The 14,370-nt window shown below is 70.1% G+C and carries 13 protein-coding genes and 2 tRNA genes; 2 read left to right on the top strand and 13 right to left on the bottom strand.

From position 1 onward, the window contains the following. Positions 1–44 precede the first annotated feature (44 nt). From G4G93_RS08320 to G4G93_RS08310, 3 genes are all read right to left on the bottom strand, one after another. Positions 45–1,532, bottom strand: coding sequence for an O-fucosyltransferase family protein (locus tag G4G93_RS08320; protein WP_165083029.1), 1,488 nt, complete (start codon positions 1,530–1,532; stop codon positions 45–47). Between the two features lie 454 nt (positions 1,533–1,986). Continuing rightward, positions 1,987–2,130 (bottom strand): hypothetical protein, encoded by a 144-nt coding sequence (locus tag G4G93_RS08315; protein WP_246736615.1) that lies wholly within the window; start codon positions 2,128–2,130, stop codon positions 1,987–1,989. Between the two features lie 208 nt (positions 2,131–2,338). Next, positions 2,339–3,166 carry a molybdate ABC transporter substrate-binding protein gene (locus G4G93_RS08310; protein WP_409513821.1) on the bottom strand — a complete coding sequence of 276 codons (828 nt, stop codon included), beginning with the start codon at positions 3,164–3,166 and terminating at the stop codon, positions 2,339–2,341. Positions 3,167–3,337: 171 nt separating this feature from the next. Here G4G93_RS08310 and G4G93_RS08305 point away from each other — a divergent pair, with 171 nt between their 5' ends. Continuing rightward, complete coding sequence (locus G4G93_RS08305; protein WP_165083025.1) at positions 3,338–4,657, top strand: MFS transporter; 1,320 nt, start codon at positions 3,338–3,340, stop codon at positions 4,655–4,657. Here the strand turns inward: G4G93_RS08305 and G4G93_RS08300 are convergent, their stop codons facing one another. The 8 genes from G4G93_RS08300 to G4G93_RS08265 form a co-directional block, all read right to left on the bottom strand. Continuing rightward, positions 4,658–5,356, bottom strand: a complete 699-nt coding sequence (locus G4G93_RS08300) for a haloacid dehalogenase type II (RefSeq protein ID WP_165083023.1) — start codon at positions 5,354–5,356, stop codon at positions 4,658–4,660. 196 nt (positions 5,357–5,552) lie between these two features. Beyond that, complete coding sequence (locus G4G93_RS08295) at positions 5,553–7,229, bottom strand: thiamine pyrophosphate-binding protein (protein ID WP_165083021.1); 1,677 nt, start codon at positions 7,227–7,229, stop codon at positions 5,553–5,555. A gap of 254 nt (positions 7,230–7,483) precedes the next feature. Continuing rightward, positions 7,484–7,699, bottom strand: coding sequence for a hypothetical protein (locus G4G93_RS08290; RefSeq protein WP_165083019.1), 216 nt, complete (start codon positions 7,697–7,699; stop codon positions 7,484–7,486). Between the two features lie 9 nt (positions 7,700–7,708). Continuing rightward, a complete protein-coding gene (locus G4G93_RS08285; protein ID WP_165083016.1) occupies positions 7,709–8,881 on the bottom strand; it encodes a CaiB/BaiF CoA transferase family protein in 1,173 nt (390 codons plus the stop codon). Between the two features lie 106 nt (positions 8,882–8,987). Beyond that, positions 8,988–10,040, bottom strand: coding sequence for an ABC transporter ATP-binding protein (locus G4G93_RS08280; RefSeq protein ID WP_165083014.1), 1,053 nt, complete (start codon positions 10,038–10,040; stop codon positions 8,988–8,990). Between the two features lie 28 nt (positions 10,041–10,068). After that, positions 10,069–10,911, bottom strand: a complete 843-nt coding sequence (ugpE, locus tag G4G93_RS08275) for a sn-glycerol-3-phosphate ABC transporter permease UgpE (RefSeq protein WP_165083012.1) — start codon at positions 10,909–10,911, stop codon at positions 10,069–10,071. Between the two features lie 167 nt (positions 10,912–11,078). Beyond that, on the bottom strand, positions 11,079–12,080 hold the full coding sequence (locus G4G93_RS08270; protein WP_165083010.1) for an adenosine kinase: 1,002 nt from the start codon (positions 12,078–12,080) through the stop codon (positions 11,079–11,081). Between the two features lie 355 nt (positions 12,081–12,435). Beyond that, positions 12,436–12,717 carry a hypothetical protein gene (locus G4G93_RS08265; RefSeq protein WP_165083234.1) on the bottom strand — a complete coding sequence of 94 codons (282 nt, stop codon included), beginning with the start codon at positions 12,715–12,717 and terminating at the stop codon, positions 12,436–12,438. A gap of 161 nt (positions 12,718–12,878) precedes the next feature. On the opposite strand from G4G93_RS08265, the gene G4G93_RS08260 reads away from it, so the two are divergent. After that, positions 12,879–13,847, top strand: a complete 969-nt coding sequence (locus G4G93_RS08260) for a sulfite oxidase heme-binding subunit YedZ (RefSeq protein WP_165083008.1) — start codon at positions 12,879–12,881, stop codon at positions 13,845–13,847. Positions 13,848–14,118: 271 nt separating this feature from the next. Here the strand turns inward: G4G93_RS08260 and G4G93_RS08255 are convergent. Both G4G93_RS08255 and G4G93_RS08250 read right to left on the bottom strand, forming a co-directional pair. Further along, positions 14,119–14,194: transfer RNA gene (locus G4G93_RS08255), tRNA-Phe, on the bottom strand. Between the two features lie 85 nt (positions 14,195–14,279). After that, a tRNA-Phe gene (locus G4G93_RS08250) sits at positions 14,280–14,355 on the bottom strand. Positions 14,356–14,370 lie beyond the last annotated feature (15 nt).

The following is a 14,370-nucleotide window of genomic DNA, read 5'->3' as shown; positions in this document are numbered from 1 at the left end:
CCGGCCGATTGGCGCGGGGTGGCGCCGCGTCGCCGGGCGCCGCGTCAGAGCCCCGCCAGCCGGTCGATGGCGAATTTCGCGTTGGCGACGATCCTGTCGCGATGCTCGCCGGGCATCGCCGCCTCCGTCAGGAGCCGGATGCAGGCCCGGAGCGTCTCCAGAGGGCGCCCGGTCCACGAGGTCGCGACCGCGTATTCGTCGAGCAGGGCCCAGTCGTAGACGCTGCTCTCGATGTCCCGGCCGGCGGAAGGCCGCGCGACGGCGAGGCCGCGCGCGGCGAAGGCGCAGGCCTCCTCGTATCGCCCCTGGCACCGCGCGTACAGGGCGGCGCCATGCAGCGCCTCGGCCCGCGACGGCAGGGTGGCGGCGGCCTGCGCGAAGGCCCCGATGACGTCGTCCGGCGCAGCCCCGAGCGCCGCCTTCAGCCGGGCGGCGCCGGTGAGGGCCAGATAGACCTCCTCCCGGTCGGGCCCGCCATACTCGCCGCGTGCCGCATAGCGGTCGTGGGCGGCCGCCAGATCCCCGGCGGCCTCCAGGATCCGGCCGAGCTCGTAGCCGCAGGACGGGTCCCGGAGGTCCCGGGCGGTCGCCAGGCGTGCGGGGCGGAACGCCCCCTTGTCGCAGCGCTCGACCAGCTTCGGCCCCAGCATGTTGTAGACGCTGTGGCTCCCGGCACTGCCGGATCGCGCGAATTGTTCGAGCGCGGCCATGCCCGCGAAGGTCGAGCGCGACGTTCCGACGAAGGACCGGGAGGCGAGCGCGATCTCGAAATCCGCGAGGGACAGGTCGAGGAAGTTCGAGTGCCGGGCCTCGAACCGCTGCGACAGGTCGGATTTCCAGGTGATCTCGATCTCGTAGCCGTCCTCTGCCAGCCTGCGGATCCGGTCCTTCCCGACGGCGAGCGCCGCCTCGTCGCACAGGATGAAGGCCTTCAGCCGGCCGCCCGGGACGCTCGCGCGGAGCTTGCGCAGGATGGTCTCGGCCGATGGCCGGTTGTCCTCGTTGTGCCCGACCTCCGGGTCCAGCCGGTGGCTGACGTGGTAGTCCCAGTCCGGCTCGATGCGCATCTGCACGACATGGGTGATGCCGAGCTGATCGAAGACGACGTCCCGCAGCCTCAGCACGTCGTCCGACATCCGCACCCGCGGCACCAGGGCCCGGAAGAACCGGACGACGACGCTCTCGGAATCGAGCCGGTCGGAGACGGCCGCGCCCGCGATCCGGCTCTCGCCGTGATGGAAGAACTCCCAGCCGCCCTCGTCTCCCTGTGCGTCACCCGCGACGATGGTGACGCCGATCGTGTCCGCGAATTCCGCCAGGCGGGCCACGTCGAACGCCGTGGCAATCGGCACGCGTCGATGCACGAAGCTGATCTGATCGAAGATCACCAGATCGGGCAGGACGATGCGCGGCGGTCCTTCGGTCGCCGCCTTGAGGAACAGGCCGAGAAGGGCGATCTTCTGGTTGTTGATCCCGCCTCTGTTGTAAGCATAGCACAGTGCGAGCCCGGAGCCTGTGGAAGCACCAACCACGATCGATCCTCTCTCCGGGCGCAGACCATCTTTGCGAGACAGTCCGGCTCGAGGCCCGCGACGCATGCGGCCCCGACGGGACGGAGCGCCCGATTCACCATGGATCGGATCGATCGTCTATACTCTGCCGCGGGCGCGCCGCCGTTCTCCGTCGTGGCGGGGCCGGCACCGGTGGGGATGTCGCGCAGAGAACCGGATGTCGAAAAGTCGGGCCGCCCGGATTGTTCGATCGGTGCGGCCAGTCGAGCCGGTGCGCGGTCCGCCCGTTCCCTGCGTCATCCGGCGGGGAAGCCTGCCGGGCATCCGGTCTCCGCGATCGTCGGCTCGATCGGGCCGGCTGGACCGCGTCTTCGCCTCGTCCCGAATCGCCGGCCTTCCGGTGTACGGCCCGGTCGCCTCGCGACGGGGCGGTCCGGCCGCCCCTCAGGGAACGGATAGCCGCTCCGTCCCTCCCTCAGAGCGTGACCCGCACCCCCAGCGCGATCGCCGCCAGGATCCCCGCCAGGACCGCCGCCCCGACGGCCGGCCCCAGGGCTGCGATCACCAGCGCCCCCGGATGGTAGCCCGGGGCCGCGAGGTAGCGCTGATGCGCGAGCATGCCGTCCTGTTTCCGCTGCCGGAGCAGCGGCGCGGCACCGCGCGCCGCCGCTCCGGGCGTCCGACCCTGTTTCATGATGCCGTCCCCGCCCGCTTGTGCCGCCCTCTCGGGCGGCGCGAGACCTGTTGTGTGGGACCCATCAGGGCCTGCCCGGCGTGAAGAGGTGGTGAATCCGATCGCTCGGATTCTCCGTGTCGTGAATCGGGGGTTAGCGGGCCTTGATCGGGTCGAGCCCGGTTTCGGCGACCGTCGCGGCATGCTCCGGCGACGAGAGCCAGGCGATCAGGGCGCGGGCCGCCTCCGGGTGCTTGGCGCCCTTCGGGATGCCGGCCGAGAACACCGTCACCTTCTGCACCTCCGGCGGGATCGGCCCGACGATGGTGATGCCCTTGACCGGCTTCAGCTCGGCGATCTGCTGGAAGCCGAACTCGGCGTCGCCCCGGGCGACGACGTTGCCGACGCGCTCGGCGACGATCATCTTGCTCTTGGGCGCCAGCTCCTTCTCGAGCCCCAGCTTCCTGTACATCTCCTTCTCGATGTAGACGCCGCTGGCGCTGTCCGAATAGGCGATCGAGGTGGCGCCGAGCAGCGCCTTCTTGAAGGCGTCGAGGGTGGCGATGTCCGGCACCTTGGCCCCGGCCTTCACCGCCAGCGCGATGCGGGAATCGGCCAGCGCCACCTTGGTGCCGGGCTCGATCTTGCCCTCCTTGTCGAGGGCGTCGAGGGCGTAGCCGACCATGATGACCACGTCGGCCGGCTCGCCGCGGGCGAGGCGCACGGGGATCGCCTCCGGCGCCGTGCCCATCGAGGGGCCGTAGGCGGTCTCGACCTTGTCGCCGGTCTTCTTCTCGAAGCCCGGCACCAGGGCCTGGTAGGCGGCGGTGAAGCCGCCGGAGATCATCACCCGCACCTCCGCGGCCTTGGCCGGGGCGGCGAGGACGAGCCCTGCCACCAGGCCGGCGGCCATCCGGGCGAGGCGGCGGCGTGCTCCGCTGTAAGGGCGCGACGTCGTGGTCATGAATGCGATCCTCGTCATGATTCCTCCCGGGGGATGCCTCGTGCACTTGTCCCGGCGGCACCTCCCTGTTGGTAACCCGGGCGGAGTACAACCTCCACCGATTCTCGCGGGATGAAATTTTTGTATCAAACGTGTCTGGGATCGCTGTAGAGAGGGCCAGTCGAGGGAGCCCAAGGTAGGGGAATGAGCATGGCAGGTCCGGTCCACGGTCCGCAGGGGTCGAAGGTTGCCACGGTGTTGCGCGTCACGAGCGGCAACTTCCTGGAGATGTTCGACTTCTTCCTGTTCGGCATCTATGCGAGCCATATCGCGAAGGCGTTCTTCCCGGCCGAGAACGAGTTCGCCTCGCTGATGTTCACCTTCATGGCCTTCGGCGCCGGCTTCCTGATGCGGCCCCTCGGGGCGATCTTCCTCGGCGCCTATGTCGACCGGATCGGCCGGCGCCAGGGCCTCATCGTGACGCTCGGCATCATGGCGGCCGGCACCATCCTCATCGCCTTCGTGCCGTCCTACCAGACCATCGGCCTCGCGGCGCCGTTCCTGGTGCTGATCGGCCGCCTGCTCCAGGGCTTCTCGGCCGGCGTCGAGCTCGGCGGCGTGTCGGTCTACCTCGCCGAGATGGCGACCCCCGGCCGCAAGGGCTTCTACGTCTCCTGGCAATCCGGCAGCCAGCAGGTCGCCGTGATGGTGGCGGCCTTGATCGGCTTCGGCTTGAGCCGCGCCCTGATGCCGGCCCAGATGTCCGAGTGGGGCTGGCGCATCCCGTTCTTCATCGGTTGCCTGATCGTGCCGTTCCTGTTCTACATCCGGCGCTCGCTGGAGGAGACCCAGGAATTCCTGCACCGCAAGCACCGCCCGTCGCTGCCCGAGGTGTTGAAGTCGCTGGGCGAGAACTGGAAGATCGTCCTGCTCGGCATGCTGCTGGTGGTGATGACCACGGTGTCGTTCTACACCATCACGGTCTACACCCCGACCTTCGGCAAGAGCGTGCTCAAGCTGACCGAGACCGACAGCCTGATCGTCACCTTCTGCACCGCCCTGTCGAACCTGTTCTGGCTGCCGGTGATGGGCGCGCTGTCGGACAAGATCGGCCGCAAGCCGATCCTGCTGGCCTTCTCGGCGCTGACCCTGCTCACCGCCTATCCGGCGCTCGCCTGGCTGACCTCCAACATCTCGTTCACCAACATGCTGCTCACGCTGCTGTGGCTGTCCTTCCTGTATGGCAGCTACAACGGCGCGATGGTGGTGGCGCTGACCGAGATCGTCCCGGCCAACGTCCGCACCACCGGCTTCTCGCTCGCCTACTCGCTCGCCACCGCCTTGTTCGGCGGGTTCACCCCGGTCGTCTCGACCTGGCTGATCGAGAAGCTCGACAACAAGGCGGCGCCGGGCCTGTGGATGGCCTTCGCCGGCGCCTGCGGACTCCTCGCGACCCTGCTGATCTACCGCCGCGGCGCGGCCGCCGCCGCCGGGGTCCCGGGCTCCGCCCGCCCGGTGGCCGGCGAGTAGTCAGGTCAAGAGCCCGTCGAGGGAACGGATGACCCGGACCGGGGCGAGGTCCGGGTATTCGTCGGGCTGCCCCGTCCGATTGACCCAGACGGGGGTCAAGCCGTAGGCCGCCGCCCCGGCGATGTCCCAGCGGTTCGAGGACAGGAACACGATCCTCTCCCGCGCGACCCCGAGGGCGTCCGTCGCCAGGGCGTAGGCGGCCGGCGCCGTCTTGAAGGTGCCGGCGGGGTCGACCGACAGAACGGCGTCGAGGTGGCGGCCCAGATCCGCCGCCTTCACCGCCGCGTCGAGCATGCCGGTGTCGCCGTTCGACAGGATCGCGGTCTTCAGGCCGGCGCGGCGCAGATGTTCCAGGGTGGCGGGCACCTCCCGGTAGGCGTCGAGCGCGCGGTAGGCCTCGAGCAGGTCCGCCCGGACCTTGCTGCGGTCGACCTGTGAATGCCGGTCGACCTGCAGATGCTTGTCGAGGGCGTAGTCGAGGGCGCGCTCGGTCAGGGTCCAGAACGGCGCGTAGCGGCCGCTCAGTGACAGGACCCAGGAATATTCGAGCTGCTTCTGCCGCCAGGTCTCGGACAGCGACCGCGCCTCCGGACCGACGGCGCCGGCATGGCGCTGCACCGCGGAATGGACGTCGAGCAGGGTGCCGTAGGCGTCGAAGACCACGGCGTCGGCGCGGTCGAGCGGGGCGGGGAGGGGCATCGGAGCCTCGTGCGTCGTGGGCTGGATCGATGCCCGCTAACGCGCGTGGGGCTGCCCCGGCTTCACGATCGCACCCTGTTCGACCGGCCCCCGACGGAACGGACGGCCGTCCGGTTGTCCCGGGCCCCGCTTCGGCGGCCGCGGGACGACGCGGAGGGTCCCGGCGCCGCCGGGGTCGGCCGGAGAGGCACGAAGACTAGGCCCGCTTCCGGTCGCGCAAGGCTTGGATCGTGGTGGTCGGGGTGATCGCCTCGGGGTCGATCGGGCAGTGCAAGATCGCCGGCAGGCCGGAGGCCAGCGCCCGCGCCAGGGCCGCCGGGAAGTCCTCCGTCCGCTCGACCCGCTCGCCGTAGCCGCCGAAGGCCGTGGCGTAGGCGGCGAAGTCGGGATTCTTGAGCGCGGTGCCCGAGACGCGGCCGGGATATTCCCGCTCCTGGTGCATCCGGATCGTGCCGTACATGCCGTTATCGACCAGGATGACGAGCACCGGCAGCCCGTACTGGACGGCGGTGGCGAATTCCTGGCCGTTCATCAGGAAGTCGCCGTCGCCCGACACCACCACGACGGTGCGCTCGGGCAGCAGGCGCTTGGCGCCGATGGCGGCGGGTACGCCGTAGCCCATCGAGCCCGAGGTCGGGGCGAGCTGGCCGTCATGGGCCCGGAACGGCCAGAACCGGTGGATCCAGGTGGCGAAGTTGCCTGCGCCGTTGCACAGGATCGCGTCGGCCGGCAGCGTCTCGCGCAAGTGGGCCATCACGCCGCCCATCTGGAGGCTGCCCGGCGTGGTGATCCGGGTCGGGTCGCTCCAGGCGAGGTAATCGGCGTGCAGCGCCTCGGTGCCGGCGGCCCAGGGCAGGGCGCGGGGCGGCTGCACCGTCTCGATCGCCGCCGCGAAGGCGGTGGGGCTGGCGTTGATGGCGAGCGCCGGGCTGTAGACGCGGCCCAGCTCCTCGGGATCGGGATGGATGTGGACCAGGCGCTGGCGTGGACCTGGAATGTCCAGCAAGGTGTAGCCCTGCGACGGGATCTCCGACAGCCGCCCGCCGACGACGAGGAGCAGGTCGGATTCCTTGATCCGGGCGAGCAGCGTCGGGTTGACGCCGAGGCCGAGATCGCCGGCGTAGCAGCGATGGTCGGCCGGGAAATGTCCCTGGCGCCGGAACGAGCAGGCGACGGGGAGCGAGAACAGGTCGGCGAAGCGCGAGAAGCGCCGCACGGCTTCCGCCGTCCAGCGGCTGCCGCCGAGGATCGCGAAGGGCGTTTCGGCCTGCGCCAGCATGGTCTGGAGCGCGACCATCTGGGACAGGGCCGGATGGGTCTCGACCGGCCGGAAGGCGGGGGCGTCCGCGACCGTCGCGGTCTCGACCAGCATGTCCTCGGGCAGCGCGATCACCACCGGGCCGGGCCGGCCGGCGGTGGCGACGTGGAAGGCGCGGGCGATCAGCTCCGGCAGCCGGTCGGCGCTGTCGATCTCCGTCACCCACTTGGCGATGGTGCCGAACACCGCCCGATAATCGAGTTCCTGGAACGCCTCGCGCTCCCGCGCCGCCCGCTCGATCTGGCCGACGAACAGGATCATCGGGGTCGAGTCCTGCCGCGCGATGTGCAGGCCGGGGGCGGCGTTGGTGGCGCCGGGCCCGCGGGTCACGAAGCAGATGCCGGGCCGGCCCGTCAGCTTGCCGTGCGCCTCCGCCATCATGGCGGCCCCGCCCTCCTGCCGGCAGACGGTGAGGCGGATCTCGGCGTCGTGCAGCGCGTCGAGCACCGCGAGGTAGCTCTCGCCGGGCACGCAGAAGATGTCGCCGACGCCGTGGCGGGCGAGCTGGTCCACCAGGATCTGCCCGCCGGTGCGGGGGCGGGGGGCGTCGGTCATGGGTCTGTCCTCTGTCGGCATCTAAAAGCATCTGGCGGCGGCAGGAAAGGCGCAGGATCCTCCCGAATGGGAGAGGGGTCGAGGGGATCGGAGATCCCGCGTGAGGGTGCTACGCTTCAAGATTAAGCTCTGACCGTCCCGCTGACAGCGGGACGGTCAGAGTGCAATTCCGAGCCGCCTCCACCCTCGCCCCGATCCCTCTCCCACTCGGGAGCGGGGATCCCGCGCCATGTTCTTTCCCGATCTCAGCCAGCCTACATCACTATGAAAAACGTGATCACGGCGACGTTCACGACATATTGGACGATGACCAGACCGGCGGTCGTCAGGATGATGTCACGCTTGGTCGCGTCGATTCGACGTGTCGGGCGAGCTTCCATCTCGCGACAATCTGGTGCCCAGGATCCGGTATCCGCCGGACCCGTACTGGAAGGTGCGGCGGCGCCGCGGACAGTCTCGACGCCAGCCATCTCCATCCGTCACCCGCCCCAGGCCGGGTCCGCCAGCACGCTCTGCGTATGGTCCCCTACCTGCGGCGAGGCGGTTTCCGCCGCCATCGGCACGCCGTCGATGACGATCGGCGAACGCACGCTCGGGATCGTGCCGCCCTTCGCCCGCGGATCGGGCAGGTCGAGGCGCATCCCGCGATGGACCACCTGCGGATCGGAAAACACTTCGGCGAGGTCGTTGATCGGGCCGACCGGGACGTTGACGGCGCCGAGCCGTGCCAGAAGGTCGGCCTTGCTGTGGCGGCTTGTCTCGGCTGCGATGAGCGGGATCAGCACGTCGCGGCGGGTGACCCGGCCCGGATTGGTGGCATAGTCCGGGTCGAGGTGCCAGGCCGTGCCGAGCACGGTGCAGAACTTCTGGAACTGCCCGTCATTGCCGCAGGCGACGATGATGTGACCATCCGAGGTCGGGAAGACCTGGTAGGGCACGATGCTGGTATGCTCGTTGCCCATCCGGGGCGGCAGCATCCCGGAGACCAGATAGACCAGCGCCTGGTTGCCGAGCACCGAGACCTGCGTGTCGAGGAGCGCCATGTCGATGTGGCAGCCCTTGCCCGTGGCGTGCCGGCCCTGGAGCGCGGCGAGGATCGCCACGGTGCCGTAGACCCCGGTGAACACGTCCGCGAAGGCGACCGCGGTCTTGACCGGCTCGCCCTCGGGCTCGCCGGTGAGCGACATGATCCCGCCGAGGCCCTGGACCATGAAGTCGTAGCCGGCGCGCGGCGCGTAGGGGCCGTCCTGGCCGAAGCCGGTGACCGAGCAGGTGATGAGGCGCGGGTTGAGGGCGCTGAGCGCCTCGTGGTCGAGCCCGTACTTCTTCAGGCCGCCGACCTTGAAGTTCTCGATCACCACGTCGGCGTGGGAGGCGAGCTGGCGCACCACCGCCTGGCCTTCCGCCGTCTCGAAATCGGCCGCGATCGAGCGCTTGCCGCGATTGGTCGAGTGGAAATACGAGGCCGAGAGCGTGCCGCCCTCCGCCCCCTCGACGAAGGGCGGGCCCCAGGAGCGGGTGTCGTCGCCGACGCCCGGCCGCTCGACCTTGACCACGTCGGCGCCGAGATCCGCCAGGAGCTGGCCGATCCAGGGCCCTGCCAGGATGCGGGCGAGTTCGAGCACCTTGATGCCGGCGAGGGGTTTGTGCACGAAGACCGAGCCTCCCAGTGGCGCGCCTCCCGTTTGCGGGATGGCGCTCATGTCCATCGCCTGCTTACGACGCGGCTTGGCCGTCGGGAATGCCGCCGGCCTCCGGTCAGCCCTGCGCCAGCCGCCGCCCGGTGGCGGGGTCGAACAGGTGCAGGGCGGCCGGATCGATGGCGAGCCGCACCGTGTCGCCCTCCTGCGGGGCGGAGCCCGCCGGGACCTGCACCGCCACGTCGGTGCCGGCGAGCGGCCCGTGCAGCAGGCGGGTGGCGCCGAGCTCCTCCACGAAGGCGATGCGGAACGGCAGGCCGTCCCCGGCGATCCGCAGGTCCTCGGGGCGGATGCCGGCCTCGACGGCGGTGCCGGGGGCGAGGCCGGTCACCGGGATCACCGTCCCGTCGATCCGCACGCCCCCCGCCACGGCCTCGGCGGGCAGGATGTTCATCGGCGGCGAGCCCATGAAGGTCGCGACGTAGCGGGTGGCCGGGCGGCGATAGATCTCGATCGGCGTGCCGACCTGCTCGATCTCTCCGCCATTCATCACCACCAGCCGGTCGGCCATGGTCATCGCCTCGACCTGGTCGTGGGTGACGTAGACCGTGGTGACGCCGAGCTGGCGCTGCAGGCGGCGGATCTCGACCCGCATCTGCACGCGGAGCTTGGCGTCGAGGTTCGACAGGGGCTCGTCGAACAGGAACACCTGGGGCTTGCGCACGATCGCCCGCCCCATGGCGACGCGCTGGCGCTGGCCGCCGGAGAGCTGGCGCGGGTAGCGCGTCAGCATCGCGTCGAGGCCGAGCAGCCGCGCCGCCTCCCTCACCCGGGTCTCGATCTCGTCCTTGGGGGTGCCGCGGTTGCGCAGCCCGTAGGCCAGGTTGTCGTAGACGCGCATGTGGGGATAGAGCGCGTAGTTCTGGAACACCATCGCGATGTCGCGGTCGGCGGGCTCGACGTCGTTGACGTTTCGCGCGCCGATGGTGATCGCCCCCGAGGTCACGGTCTCGAGGCCGGCGATCATCCGCAGCACTGTGGACTTGCCGCAACCCGAGGGGCCGACGAGGACGCAGAAGGCGCCGTCCGGCACGTCGAGCGACACGCCGCGCACCGCGTCGACGCCGCCGGCATAGGTCTTGCGCAAGTTGTCGAGGGCGAGGCCGGCCATCAGACGCGTCCGATCGTACGGAAAGAGGTCACTTCTCGGTCTCCACCAGGCCGCGCACGAACAGCTTCTGCATCGCGAACACCACCACGACCGGCGGCAGCATCGCCAGCACGGCGGTCGCCATGACGATCTGCCACTCGGTGAGCTGGTCGGTGATCGAGGTCATCTTGCGCAGGCCGATCACCACCGTCTGCATGTCGTCGCGGGTGGTGACGAGGAGCGGCCAGAGATACTGGTTCCAGCCGTAGAGGAACTGGATCACGAACAGGGCCGCCATGGTGGTGCGCGAGAGCGGCAGCAGGGTGTCGAGGAAGAACCGCACCGGCCCGGCCCCGTCGATGCGGGAGGCCTCGACGAGTTCGTTCGGCACCGTGAGGAAGAACTGGCGGAACAGAAGCGTTGCCGTCGCCGAGGCGATCAGCGGCAGGGCGAGGCCCGCATAGGTATCGAGGAGCTGCAGGTCCGCCGCGACCTTGTAGGTCGGGTAGATGCGCACCTCGACCGGCAGCATCAGGGTGACGAAGATCGCCCAGAAGGCGGTCTGCCGGAACGGGAACTTGAAGTAGATCAGCGCGTAGGCCGAGAGCAGCGAGATCGAGATCTTTCCCAGCGCGATGGCGAGCGCCATGATCGTGCTGTTGAGGAGCATCAGCCCGACGGGAGCGCCGGCCATGCCGGATTCGGTCAGCGCCCGCCGGTAGGTCTCGAGGCCGTGGCCGCCCGGCCAGAGCGGCATCTGGCCGTTGGCGATTGTGGCGGCGTCGTGGGTCGAGCCGATCAGCGCCAGGTAGACCGGGAAGACCACGATGCCGACCCCGAGGCAGAGCACGAGGTGCGGGATCAGGTTGCCGAAGCGGCGGTTCTCGACCAACGGGGCCGCTCCCTGGCGGATGGTTTCTTGATCCCGGTGCCGCACGCGCGTGACGGGCGTGCGACGCTCGGGTTCCGGGGGCGCAGGCTTTCGTCGCGAAACCGGCGCCCAGTGTTGCGAAGCCGGCTTAGCACCCGTCAAGCTCTGACGGAAGCGCCGCCGATCTGTCAGGCCTTCAGGCCGGCCTGCGCGGCGAGCGCCGTGAGGTCGGCCTGCGGCCGGGCACCGAGATGGGAGATCACCTCGGCCGCCGCGACGGCGCCGAGGCGGGCGCAATCGGCATGGTCGAGGCCGCGGGCGAGGCCGGCGAGGAAGCCCGCCGCGAACAGGTCGCCGGCGCCGGTGGTGTCGACCACCTCGCGGACGGCCGAAGCCGGCACCGATCGGGTCTCGTCGCCCCAGACCACCAGGGCGCCCTCTTCCGAGCGGGTGACGACGCCGAGCAGCCCCGTCTCCCGGCGCAGCGCCGCCAGCGCCGTGTCGGCATCGGCGGTCTGGTACAGGCTCTTCAGCTCGTGGATGTTGGCGAACAGGATGTCGAGGCTGCCGTCGCGGATGAGCCCGAGGAACTCGTCGCGGTAGCGGTCGACGCAGAACGCGTCCGACAGGGTCAGCGCGACCTTGTTGCCGGCGCCGTGGGCGATCTGCGCGGCCTTGCGGAACGCCTCCTTGGCGGCCGGCGGGTCCCACAGGTAGCCCTCGAGATAGACGTGGCGGGCGCTCCTGACCGTCTCCTCGTCGACATCCGCGGCGGTGAGGCCCTGGCAGGCGCCGAGATAGGTGTTCATGGTGCGTTCGCCGTCCGGCGTCACCAGGATGAAGCAGCGGGCGGTGGCGGGACCCTCTTGCGCCAGGGCGACGCCGAACCGGACGCCGGTGGCGTTGAGGTCGTGGGAAAAGAGACGGCCGAGCTCGTCGTCGCGCACCTTGCCGATGAAGCCGGCGCGTGCGCCGAGCAGCGCCGCGCCGACCGCCGTGTTGGCGCCCGAGCCGCCCGAGATGATCGTGGCCGGTCCCATGACACCGAACAGGTGTTCGGCCCGCTCCTCGTCGATGAGCTGCATCGCGCCCTTGTGCACGCCCTCGCGGACCAGGAAGGCCTCGTCGGTGCGGGCCATCACGTCGACGATGGCGTTGCCGAGGACGAGGAGGTCGAGGGAGGCGGTCATGCAGGGGCTCGCGCGCAAGATGCTGGGCCGCCTGTCGCATCCGCTGCCCGGGGGGTCAAGCGCAGGGGCTCACGGCTCCTCGAACCGGGACGGGATGGCGGGTTCGATGCCCGGCGGATCGAGGACGAGGCCGCCGTCCTGCTGGAGGGCGGGCTCGACCTCGTCGCCGGCCCGGCGGTGATGGATGCCCGGGACACGGAAGGGGCGCCAGAGCTTCTCGCTCGCATCGGTTCGCCGGGTGCCGGGGGACAGAGCTTCGGCTTCGCTCCCGCATCGACGGGCCGCGTCCCGGGCGACGGCACGTCGACCGCGATGGCGGCAGGTCGGCCATGCGAGAGAGCCGGCCACGCCCCCGTCACTGCAGCGACTGCATCTCGCAATTCGCGTAGGCCACGCTGCCATCCGCATAGGCCTTGAGCTTGCGCGCATAGGCCTCGGCACCCGTGCGGTACGGCCCGAGCTGCGCGTTGTAGGCCTTGATCCCGTCATTGTAGGTGTAGGCCTCCCAGCCCGGGCAGCCGCCCTTGGCGTCGAGGCAGGCGGGCTTCGGCGGCGGGGCGGGCTTCGCCGGCTTCTCGCTCGCCGGCGGCGGCGTCGGCGCGGTGCAGGCGGCGTGGGCCGCGAGCGGCATCAGCATCAGGACGGCGGCGAGGGCGGTGCGGGGCACGGCGGATCTCCTCAAGGGGCGGGCTTCCGCGCCCGCGAAGGCCTCTCACGCCATCGTGTGGTCGGCGGCACGGGTCAAACCGCTGCTCGCGGCTTATCTGTGGCGCATTCCGCACCGCACCCGGTTCCCGCATGACCGTCCACTCCCGGATCGCCGCTCCCTCCGGCGCCACCCCGTCCGGACTCTCTCCCTCCAAGATCTCCACGTCCAAGATCTCCACTTCCAAGATCTCCTGGCCGTGGCTCGACCGGGCCGGCCGCCTGTCGCGGTTCAAGCTCGCGGTCTTCCTCCTCGCGCTGGCGCCCGGCCTGTGGTTCACCGGGGCCTACGCCCTCGACCAGCTCGGCGCCAAGCCGCTCACCGCCTACCTGCACGCCATGGGGGACTGGTCGGTGCGGTTCCTGATCCTCTCGCTCGCGGTCACGCCGATGCGGCGCATCGCCAACGCGCCGAAGCTGATCCTGGTGCGGCGGATGCTGGGGCTCACCGCGCTCGCCTATGCCGTGGTCCACTTCACGCTCTACGTCGCCGACCAGAAGTTCGATCTCGCCCGGGTGGCGAGCGAGATCGCGTTCCGCATCTATCTCACCATCGGCTTTGCGGGGCTGCTCGGGCTCGTCGTGCTCGGCGTCACCTCGACGGACGGGATGATCCGCCGCCTCGGCAAGGCCTGGCCGCGGCTGCACCGGCTGGTCTACCCGCTCACCGCCCTGGCGCTGCTGCACTTCTTCATCCAGTCGAAGATCGACGTCTCGAACCCGGTCTACTGGAGCGGGCTGTTCCTGGCTCTGATGGGCTGGCGGCTGATGCACCGGTTCAAGGTGCCGACCGCGCCGCTGCCGCTCCTGGGTCTCAGCGTGGCGTCCGGCCTCGCCACGGCGGGGCTGGAGGCTTTGTGGTACGCGCTCGCCACCAACGTGTCGGCGCAGGCGGTGCTGTCGGCCAATCTCGACTTCTCCTACGACGTGCGCCCGGCCTGGTGGGTGCTCGGCACGGTGCTCCTGACCGTGCCGCTCAACCTGTGGCAGGCGAGGGCGGCGTCGGCCGGCAAGGGGCCGGCGGCGAAGGGGCCGGCAGCGCGGCCCGCCCAGGCGGGCTGATCCTTCACGGCTGCAATGTTCTTGCAGCTGCCCGAGCGTGTTCCCGTTGTTCGGCAGCTCGGTTTGGATGATGCATCATTCGGCTGCTAGTCAGATCAAACCCCAGCCACCCTCGGCGTCATTCCTGGGTGTGCTGCGCGGCCTGGAACGCACGGAGGGCGTCAGGTCAGTTCGAAGAAAACGAATGGCGTCGATCCAACGTCGATCAAGCCGACGGATCAACCCGCGTCCAATCTTCCGACGATGTGAGCAAGTTACGCGAGTAGATAAATGGTGCCCGGGGACGGAGTCGAACCGCCGACACTGCGATTTTCAGTCGCATGCTCTACCAACTGAGCTACCCGGGCGCACCGGCCGCGCGAGGCGACGGTCCAAGCACCAGAGATCGTCCTCATGAGAAGGACGGCACCACCCTTACCGATGATAAGGAAGTGGTGCCCGGGGACGGAGTCGAACCGCCGACACTGCGATTTTCAGTCGCATGCTCTACCAACTGAGCTACCCGGGCCCGCCGGCTGCCTGG

This window comes from Methylobacterium sp. DB0501, from assembly GCF_011043735.1.
Taxonomy (GTDB): domain Bacteria; phylum Pseudomonadota; class Alphaproteobacteria; order Rhizobiales; family Beijerinckiaceae; genus Methylobacterium; species Methylobacterium alsaeris.
This window is presented reverse-complemented; position numbering and strand designations above follow the sequence as displayed.

Coding starts and splice junctions, on each gene's coding strand:
- G4G93_RS08315 (WP_246736615.1), bottom strand. CDS start 2,130: ATGCTCGCGCATCAGCGCTACCTCGCGGCCCCGGGCTACCATCCGGGG.
- G4G93_RS08310 (WP_409513821.1), bottom strand. CDS start 3,166: ATGACGAGGATCGCATTCATGACCACGACGTCGCGCCCTTACAGCGGA.
- G4G93_RS08305 (WP_165083025.1), top strand. CDS start 3,338: ATGGCAGGTCCGGTCCACGGTCCGCAGGGGTCGAAGGTTGCCACGGTG.
- G4G93_RS08300 (WP_165083023.1), bottom strand. CDS start 5,356: ATGCCCCTCCCCGCCCCGCTCGACCGCGCCGACGCCGTGGTCTTCGAC.
- G4G93_RS08295 (WP_165083021.1), bottom strand. CDS start 7,229: ATGACCGACGCCCCCCGCCCCCGCACCGGCGGGCAGATCCTGGTGGAC.
- G4G93_RS08290 (WP_165083019.1), bottom strand. CDS start 7,699: ATGGCTGGCGTCGAGACTGTCCGCGGCGCCGCCGCACCTTCCAGTACG.
- G4G93_RS08280 (WP_165083014.1), bottom strand. CDS start 10,040: ATGGCCGGCCTCGCCCTCGACAACTTGCGCAAGACCTATGCCGGCGGC.
- G4G93_RS08270 (WP_165083010.1), bottom strand. CDS start 12,080: ATGACCGCCTCCCTCGACCTCCTCGTCCTCGGCAACGCCATCGTCGAC.
- G4G93_RS08265 (WP_165083234.1), bottom strand. CDS start 12,717: ATGCTGATGCCGCTCGCGGCCCACGCCGCCTGCACCGCGCCGACGCCG.
- G4G93_RS08260 (WP_165083008.1), top strand. CDS start 12,879: ATGACCGTCCACTCCCGGATCGCCGCTCCCTCCGGCGCCACCCCGTCC.